This window comes from Streptomyces sp. NPDC104581, assembly GCF_055583685.1.
The window spans coordinates 1-7,172 of sequence record NZ_JBVJNN010000015.1; the positions used below are offsets into that span (position 1 = coordinate 1).

The 7,172-nt window shown below is 74.0% G+C and carries 5 protein-coding genes; 4 read left to right on the forward strand and 1 reads right to left on the reverse strand.

Annotated features, from left to right (window positions below; genetic code table 11):
- Positions 1-180: 180 nt before the first annotated feature.
- Positions 181-2,418, reverse strand: coding sequence for a prolyl oligopeptidase family serine peptidase (locus ACZ61E_RS14630; RefSeq protein WP_469700000.1), 2,238 nt, complete (start codon positions 2,416-2,418; stop codon positions 181-183).
- Between the two features lie 180 nt (positions 2,419-2,598).
- Between ACZ61E_RS14630 and ACZ61E_RS14635 the strand changes: the two genes are divergently transcribed.
- The 4 genes from ACZ61E_RS14635 (at position 2,599) to ACZ61E_RS14650 (ending at position 6,759) form a co-directional block, all read left to right on the forward strand.
- Positions 2,599-2,793 (forward strand): hypothetical protein, encoded by a 195-nt coding sequence (locus ACZ61E_RS14635; RefSeq protein ID WP_078075244.1) that lies wholly within the window; start codon positions 2,599-2,601, stop codon positions 2,791-2,793.
- A 93-nt stretch (positions 2,794-2,886) separates the two neighbouring features.
- The gene (gene mshB / locus ACZ61E_RS14640; RefSeq protein ID WP_469700001.1) at positions 2,887-3,789 is read left to right on the forward strand and encodes an N-acetyl-1-D-myo-inositol-2-amino-2-deoxy-alpha-D-glucopyranoside deacetylase; all 903 of its coding nucleotides are present in this window, start codon (positions 2,887-2,889) and stop codon (positions 3,787-3,789) included.
- Positions 3,790-3,974: 185 nt separating this feature from the next.
- The gene (locus ACZ61E_RS14645) at positions 3,975-4,412 is read left to right on the forward strand and encodes a DUF6113 family protein (RefSeq protein ID WP_469700002.1); all 438 of its coding nucleotides are present in this window, start codon (positions 3,975-3,977) and stop codon (positions 4,410-4,412) included.
- A gap of 205 nt (positions 4,413-4,617) precedes the next feature.
- Positions 4,618-6,759 carry a peptidoglycan binding domain-containing protein gene (locus ACZ61E_RS14650; RefSeq protein ID WP_469700003.1) on the forward strand — a complete coding sequence of 714 codons (2,142 nt, stop codon included), beginning with the start codon at positions 4,618-4,620 and terminating at the stop codon, positions 6,757-6,759.
- The last annotated feature ends 413 nt before the right edge of the window (positions 6,760-7,172 follow it).

The following is a 7,172-nucleotide window of genomic DNA, read 5'->3' on the forward strand; positions in this document are numbered from 1 at the left end:
CTCAGGGGAAAAGGTGGAACTCGAGGGTGAGGGGACGGCAGGAAGAGCGGGGAGAACCCACCCCCCCCACCGGGCAAGGAGGCGCGTCCGCGCTTCCTTCCCCCCCCCCCCCCCCCTCGCCGCCACCGCCCGGCTGGTGAGGGCGGCCGGGCGGCGGTGTGCGGTGTGCGGGCCCCGCCCCTACGCCATCCCGAGTGAACGCTTCAGGAAGTCCACCTGGAGCAGCAGCAGGTTCTCCGCGATCTGCTCCTGGGGCGTCATGTGCGTCACCCCGGTGAGCGGCAGCACCTCGTGCGGCCGGCCCGCGGACAGCAGGGCCGACGACAGCCGCAGCGTGTGCGTCATCACGACGTTGTCGTCCGCCAGACCGTGGATGACCATCAGCGGCCGTGCGGGGCCGGCCGGTTCCGACAGCCCGTCATCGGTGACCAGCGAGTTGGCCGCGTAGACCTCGGCCGCCGTCGCCGGATCGCCCAGATAGCGCTCCGTGTAGTGGGTGTCGTACAGCCGCCAGTCGGTGACCGGCGCGCCCGCGATCGCCGCGTGGAAGACGTCGGGGCGGCGCAACGCGGCCAGCCCGGCGAGATAACCGCCGTACGACCAGCCGCGGATGGCCACCCGCGACCGGTCCAGCGGGAACCGTTCGGCGAGCGCCTCCAGCGCCTCGATCTGGTCGTCCAGGGTGAGCGCCAGATTGTCCTTGACCGCCTTCTCCCAGCCGGGGGAGCGGCCCGGAGCGCCCCGGCCGTCCGCGACGACGACGGCGAAGCCCTGGTCGGCGAACCACTGTGACGTGAGGTACGGGTTGTGCGCGGCCAGCACCCGCTGGCCATGGGGTCCGCCGTAGGGATCCAGCAGCACCGGAAGCGGACCGTCCGACTCCCGGTAGCTGGTGGGGAGCAGAACGGCGCACGGAATTCGGTGTGCGCCCCCCTCCGTGAGCTGGACACGCGGGGCGAGATTCGGCTGCTGCGCGTACGAGGTGACGACGGCCAGCTGCTTGCCCTCCCGCGTCACGCGCACCACCGTCCCGCTGACGTCGGGCCGCGCCGACGCCATCACCATGACGGCGCCCGCGCGGACCGCGGTGTGCACTCCCACGCCCTCGGAGACGCGCTCGGGGCCCCGGGGGGCGGGCTCCCCGGTCTCGTGCGCCCCGGCGGGCACCCCGCCGCCGTCGCCGTAGGGCACGCGGTAGACGTGGATCTCGCCGGTCTCGGGAGACTCGGCCGCGACGCCCGCCGCCGCCGACACGAGCACGTCCCGTTCGCCGATGTCGAGCACCGCGCGCAGCTGCAACTCCGGTCCGGTCAGGGCCCGGTCGCCGACGAACAGGACCCGCGCGCCGCCACCGGCGTCCGCGCCGTCCGTACCGCCCCGGCCGTCCTCGCTGTCCGGGATGTCCACCACCCGCACCAGCTCACCGCCGGGCGCCAGGGCCGGTACGCCGGAGACCAGTTCAAGCCAGGCCGGGTCCGTCTCCTCCGCGAGGAGCCGTGTTTCACCAGTCGCCGTGTCGACCGCCAGACAGTGCTGACCGCGCTGGTCCCGCGCCTGGACGAGCAGCAGCGGCTCACCCGCCGACGACCAGTGGACGGCCGCGAGATACGGCGACCGGACCCGGTCCCAGACCACCTCCGTACGCGAACCGTCCAGGCCGATCAGGAAAAGCCGCACGTCGGCGTTGGGTGTGCCGGCCGAGGGATAGGCGATCGTCGACGGTTCACGGTCCGGGTGCGCGGGGTCGGCGATCCACCAGCGCTGGACGTCCGCCCCGTCGACCCGCGCCACCAGCAGCCGGTCCGACTCCGGGGACCACCAGAAACCGCGCGAGCGGGCCATCTCCTCGGCGGCGATGAATTCAGCCAGACCGTAGGTGGTCTGCCCGTCCTCCGGAGCCGCCAGCGCGCGGTCGCCGTCCCCCTCGGAGCCCGTCACCCGCAGCGTGCCCCCGGCCACGTACGCGACGTGCCGCCCGTCCGGCGACGGCCGCGGGTCGATCACCGGCCCCGGTACGGGCAGTTCGCGCGCCGTCCCCGCGCGCAGCTCCGCCGTGAACAGCCGCCCGGAGAGCGCGAAGGCCGCCAACTCGGCCGCGGCGTCGGTCGCGTAGCCGACGATGCCGGAGGATCCCTCACGGCTCCGCTCCCGGCGGGCGCGCTCCTCGGCCGAGAGTTCCTCGGGTGTGCCCGCCATCAGGGCTTCCGGGTCGGCGGCGATCCGCTCGCGCGGCGTACCCGGTCCGTCGTCGAGGTCGAGCACCCACAGACGGTTCGTGCGGTCCGTCCCCGATGCGGACCGGAGGAAGACCACCCGCGAACCGTCGGGGGACACCGTGAAGGCGCGCGGAGCACCGAGCGTGAACCGCTGGGTCCTTGCGTACTGGCGAGGAAACGAGAGTTGTTGCCCTGAGGTCATACGACCGAACCTAGCGTCCGTCCCAGCCGTTCGTGCGCCCCCGTGTGCTGCCGTGCACCGATCGATGCGTTCCGCCGGATAGTTATGATCCATAGCGCCAAGTGGGTATGTACCCGCCGGCACATGCGTGTTGCTCGTCCCGATCGAATATCCGCCGAACATCTGTGGAGGTGAACCGCCGTGGCACTCTCGATTTCGGCGGTGGTGCTGCTGGCGATCATTGTCGTCCTCTTGGTCCGGAAATCCGGGCTGAAAGGTGGACACGCGTTCGTCTGCGTCTTACTCGGCTTCTACCTGGCCAGCTCCTCGGTGGCTCCCACCATCACCGAACTGACCAGCAACGTGGCGGGGATGATCGGCGACATCCAGTTCTAGGGGGTGTCCTCCGGGCCGGCCCGCCCCACGCCCGCCCCACGCGCGCCCGTCCCGCGGGCGTCCGCGCGGGAGCCAGCCTCGTACGCTGTGCGCATGACCGATCTTCCCGAGCGTCGTCTGCTCCTGGTCCACGCGCACCCCGACGACGAGTCGATCAACAACGGCGCCACGATGGCCAGGTACGCGGCCGAGGGCGCCCGGGTCACCCTGGTGACCTGCACACTCGGTGAGGAGGGCGAGGTCGTCCCGCCCTCGCTCGCCCATCTGGCGCCCGGCGGCGAGCCGACGGGTGCCTCCAGCGCGCTCGGGGCCCACCGCGAGGGCGAACTCGCCGCGGCGATGCGGGAACTCGGCGTCACCGACCACCGGCTGCTCGGCGGCCGGGGGCGGTTCCGCGACTCCGGGATGATGGGCCTTGCGCAGAACGACCGCGCGGACGCCTTCTGGGGCGCCGACGTGGACACCGCGGCCGGGTACCTGGTCGAGGTGATCCGCTCCGTTCGGCCGCAGGTGCTGGTCACGTACGACCCGCACGGCGGCTACGGCCACCCCGACCACATCCAGACCCACCGTGTGGCCACGCGCGCCGCCGCGCTGGCGGCCGACGCCGGCTTCCGGCCCGCGCTCGGCGACCCGCACGCGATCGCGAAGATCTACTGGAACCGGGTGCCGCGCTCGGCCGCCGAGGAGGGCTTCGCCCGACTGCGCGCCTCCGGGCCGGAGTTCGGGGGCGTCGCGGACGTCGGGGACGTGCCCGGTGTGGTGGACGACGCCGAGATCACGGCGGAGATCGACGGGACGGCGTACGCGGCGCACAAGGCGGCGGCGATGCGCGCCCACGAGACCCAGATCGTGGTGGACGGCGCCTTCTTCGCGCTCTCCAACGGCCTGGGACAGCCGCTTTTCACCACGGAGTACTACCAGTTGGTGGCCGGCGCCTCCGGCGCGGACGCCGGTGCGCGTGAGACGGACCTCTTCGCCGGGGTGGGCGTGTGAGCGGGCGCGGGAGCGGGCGTGACGGCGCGGGCCGCGCCGGCCGTGAGCGCCGCCCGAAGGCGGCGTCCGGTGCGAACGAGGCGGCGGGTGCGGACGGGACGGCGGGTGCGAAGGCGGCGTCAGGGGGCCGGGGTGGTGCCCGTGCGGGTGCGACCCGCGCGGACGCGGTGACTCGTGCGGGTGGTGTGACAGGCGGTGCCTCCGGTGCGGGAGCGGCGGGGGGCGGTGCGCCCGGCGCACGGCTCGCGGCCCCGCCAGGACCCGGCCGTATCGCCGCGTACCTCGGTCTCCTGATCCTCGGGGCGGTGGTCGGTACGGCGGGCGCCCTGGTGCAGGGCGGTCTGTTCCCGGGCGGTCTGATCCTCGCGCTGCTCGGCTCCGCGGGCCTCTTCTACGGAGGCAGGATCGCCACCGGAACCCCGGTCGGCGTCGGCGTGGCCGCCGCGGGCTGGCTGATCGCCGTCATCGGACTGAGCCTCGGGCGCCCGGAGGGCGACGGCGTCTTCGCCGCCGGCCTGGGACCGGTCGTCTATCTGCTGGGCGGTGCGATGGTGGCTGTGATGTGTGCCACCATGTCGCGGTCACCGCAACCGGTCGCCGAGTCCCGCCGACTTGGAAAGTGACGAGCCCGTCCAGTACCCCTCGGCCCGAATTGACCCTCTCCGTACGGTGGGTGGAATAAACGCTTCCCCCGGTCGTCGGGTGTGGTCCGGCGCAGGACAGTATGGTGGTGCGCGCTCCGGGCCGTCCCCTGGCCTCCGGCTTGGGGACCCACACAGTTGAGTACCAGTAAGAACGGGCGGCGGAGCCAACCCGGGAGAACTTGCTTTGAGCCGTGAAACTGACAGTTCGTCCTCCGGGCCCCAGGGGCGCGGCGGAGCCGCGTACCCCTCGGGGACACCGCCGTACGGATCCCGCCAGTATCCGTCGCCGCACCCTGAGCAGGGCGCTCCGGAGGAGACAGCCGAGGCCCCGGCACAGCCGGACGAGCCGAAGACCGAGACCACGCTGACCACGCGCATCCGGATCAACATCCCGGGTTCGCGGCCGATTCCGCCGGTCGTCATGCGCACGCCCATGAGCGACGCCGACGGCGGTCCGTCCAGACAGGCCGGACCCGCCGGTCCGCCGGAGCGGCCGGGCCGGGGCGCGGACGACACGGGCGGCGCGCCGCGTGCCGGCGCCGCGCCCGACACCGGCGTGCCCGAAGCGGACGCGCCGGCGGACAAACCCGCCACGAGCGACTGGTTCGCGCCGCGCAAGCCCCCGAGCGGGGGCACGCTCGGGGGCGCGATGGGCGCGGGAGCCGCCGTGACGGCCCCCGGATCCGGCGCGGGCACGGGCGGACGGTCCGACCAGCCGTACGGCTCCGACTCCGGGCCGGACACCCGCGGCGGCGCGGGCACACCGCGTCCCCCGGCCCCGGGCGGCAACGCCTTCATGCCGCCGGGCAGCGGCTCCACCCCGGCGTACGGCACCGGCGCGCCCGACGGGCCGACCACGGGCCCCGCGAGCGGCACGTCGTCGCTCGCCTTCCTGGACCTGCCGCCGGGCGCCGATCTGGGCGCCTCCGCGGCACCGGCCGCACCGGCCGGACGTGACGACCGGGACGACCGCGGCGGACGGCCGCGCATGTCCGACGACACCGCCATACTGACCCCGCAGCAGCCGGCCCCCGAGCCCGCCGGGCCCGGCCCGCACGTCTCGGGCGACACGCTCACCAGCGGTATCCCGGTCGTGCCGTCGGAGAGCCGCTCGCCGTTCCCGTCCGCCGGTTCCCAGACGGGGCCGGTGCCGCGCGCCGACCTGTCCGGGGGACGGCTCCAGGACGGCCAACTGCCCGCGCCCCCCGGTCCGTCGGCCGGCGGTCCCATGTCGGCGGGGCCCTCGTCCCACGGCGGGGGCAATCCCGACTTCTCGTCGCCCGACTTCCCCGGCCCGCCGGGACCGTCGGCCGGCGCGCCCGCGGGCCCCGGCTCCGGCACGTCGCCCGCGCGGACCACCAGCCCGCCTCCCAAGAAGAAGGGGCGCTCCAAGCTGATGGGGCTCGGCGTGGGCCTCGTCACGCTGGTCGCGATCGCCTACGGCGCCGGACTGCTCCTGAACCACTCCGACGTCCCGAAGGGCACCACCGTGCTCGGCGTGGACATCGGCGGCGGCACCCGCGACGACGCGGTGGACAAGCTCGACGCGGCCCTCGGCGAGCGCTCGACCACACCGCTCCAGCTCTCCGTCGGCGGCAAGAAGGAGGAGCTCGGGCCCGACAAGGCGGGGCTCAGCCTCGACAGCCAGGCCACCGTCCGCAACGCCGCGGGCAGCGACTACAACCCGGTCTCCGTGATCAGCTCACTCTTCGGCGGCGAACGGGTCACCGAGCCGGTGATGCCGGTCGACGACGAGAAGCTGCGCGTCGCGCTCACCGATCTGGCGGGCGAATCGGGCTCGGCGGCCGACGGCACGATCAGGTTCGAGCCGGGCAAGGCCGTTCCCGTACCCGGCAAGGCGGGCAAGGCACTTGACGTCGAACGCTCGATGATCTCGGTGAAAGACGCCTACCGCGCCCAGGTCGAGACGGGCGAGCCCAACAGTGTCGAACTGCCCATCAGCTCCCGCGAACCGACCATCGACCAGGCGGAACTCGACCGCGCGATGAAGGAGTTCGCGGAGCCGGCGATGTCGGGTCTGATCACGATAAAGGCGGGTGGCAGGCAGATCCAGTTCGGCCCCGACCGCTCGCTGCCGCAGATCCTCTCCATGAAGGCGATCGACGGCAAGCTGGTCGAGGTCTACGACCGGGGAGCGATCGAGGAACTGCTGGACGGCGTCTTCGACGGCCTCACCATCACCAAGGCGGACGGCAAGGAACACCCGGTCTCGGCGGCGGACGTGGCGCAGGCGATGCAGAAGCCGCTGCTGGGCACGACCCCGGCGGAACGCACCGCCGAGATCGACCTCGACCCGCAGGGCTAGGGTCTGTCGTTCGGATCGGGCCGGATGAGTGAGCGGGGTCCGGTGCGTGCGATCGCAAGGCGGAGGAGCCGTGCCTCCGCCGCCGCCAACGCGGGGGGCACCTCCCGTGCCCCCTCCGGGGGCTACGGGGGAGGCGCGCGTGCCGGGGTACGTGAGCCCGGCAAGATCCACACGACAGACCCTGGACACCCCTGGGGCGGGCCCGGGAGGCAGCGCCGTCAAGCCCGCGAGGGCGGATTCGGCGGCGTCCGCTGCCGCGCCGGGCGCCGCGGGCCGGGCTGGACCTTTCCGGACCCCGCCACAGGACCGACCTCACGTCCCGGAGCGGGGGGGGGGGGGGGGGGGGGGGGGGGGGGGGGGGGGGGGGGGGGGGGGGGGGGGGGGGTGGGCGGGGGGGGGGGGGGGGGGGGGGT

Bases quoted from the DNA above. Each gene is read 5' to 3' on its own strand.
- ACZ61E_RS14630 (WP_469700000.1), bottom strand. From the start codon at position 2,418: ATGACCTCAGGGCAACAACTCTCGTTTCCTCGCCAGTACGCAAGGACC.
- mshB (WP_469700001.1), top strand. From the start codon at position 2,887: ATGACCGATCTTCCCGAGCGTCGTCTGCTCCTGGTCCACGCGCACCCC.